This window comes from Flavobacterium sp. ZB4R12, from assembly GCF_048276375.1.
In the GTDB taxonomy this organism is placed as follows: Bacteria; Bacteroidota; Bacteroidia; order Flavobacteriales; family Flavobacteriaceae; genus Flavobacterium; species Flavobacterium gawalongense.
The window spans coordinates 1-1,199 of the sequence record NZ_JBLNKS010000051.1; the positions used below are offsets into that span (position 1 = coordinate 1).

The following is a 1,199-nucleotide window of genomic DNA, read 5'->3' on the forward strand; positions in this document are numbered from 1 at the left end:
CCTGCCCATGGGTAGATCACACGGTTTCGCGTCTAACACTACTGACTAAAGCGCCCTATTCAGACTCGCTTTCGCTACGGATCCGTGGCTTAACCACTTATCCTTGCCAGCAACGTTAACTCGTAGGCTCATTATGCAAAAGGCACGCCGTCACCCCACGAAGGGGCTCCGACCGCTTGTAAGCGTATGGTTTCAGGATCTATTTCACTCCGTTATTCACGGTTCTTTTCACCTTTCCCTCACGGTACTGGTTCACTATCGGTCTCTCAGGAGTATTTAGCCTTAGCGGATGGTCCCGCCAAATTCAGACAGGATTTCTCGTGTCCCGCCCTACTCAGGATACCACTATCGTTATCTTCTATTACTTATACAGGGCTATCACCTTCTTTGGCTCTACTTTCCAGTAGATTCTAATTCTATCCGCAACAAATCACGTGGTCCTACAACCCCAATATTGCCGTAACAACATTGGTTTGGGCTAATCCGCGTTCGCTCGCCACTACTTACGGAATCACTTTTGTTTTCTTCTCCTCCGCCTACTTAGATGTTTCAGTTCAGCGGGTTTGCCCACCTATCGGTGTACTATGTCTTCAACATAGTGGGTTGCCCCATTCGGGTATCTACGGATCTATTCGTGTGTGCCAATCCCCGTAGCTTTTCGCAGCTTATCACGCCCTTCATCGCCTCTGAGAGCCAAGGCATCCCCCATACGCCCTTATTTTGCTTATTGTACTTTTTTTCGTTGTATACTGTATTATTGTATTTTGTATTGCTACATTATACAATTTTTACATTATACATTATACTTCAAAGTGTCTTTCTACTTTTTATTATTTTCTTATCTCAATATGTCAATGAACTTTATTCAATGTAATAATTTCCTAATTTATCAATGTAACAATGAATTGCTACATTAAATAATTGATTAATTGCTACATTAACCTGTGGAGAATAACGGAGTCGAACCGTTGACCTCCTGCGTGCAAGGCAGGCGCTCTAGCCAGCTGAGCTAATCCCCCGTTTTTTAGTAGCCAGTTATCAGTCGCAGTTTGCAGTTGGATAACGTGCTCACCTAAACGTGATTTCACTCTTCTTCTAAAATTTCCTTTTTTAAGTCTAAAATAGTTGTCTCGGACAGACTCGAACTGTCGACCCCTACATTATCAGTGTAGTACTCTAACCAGCTGAGCTACGAGACA

General features: G+C 43.5%; 2 tRNA genes and 1 rRNA gene. All 3 read right to left on the bottom strand.

The window, feature by feature from the left end:
* Positions 1 to 730, bottom strand: a 23S ribosomal RNA gene (locus ACNO7W_RS16370); the annotation flags it as partial.
* A gap of 215 nt (positions 731 to 945) precedes the next feature.
* Positions 946 to 1,019: transfer RNA gene (locus ACNO7W_RS16375), tRNA-Ala, on the bottom strand.
* Between the two features lie 106 nt (positions 1,020 to 1,125).
* Positions 1,126 to 1,199, bottom strand: a tRNA-Ile gene (locus ACNO7W_RS16380).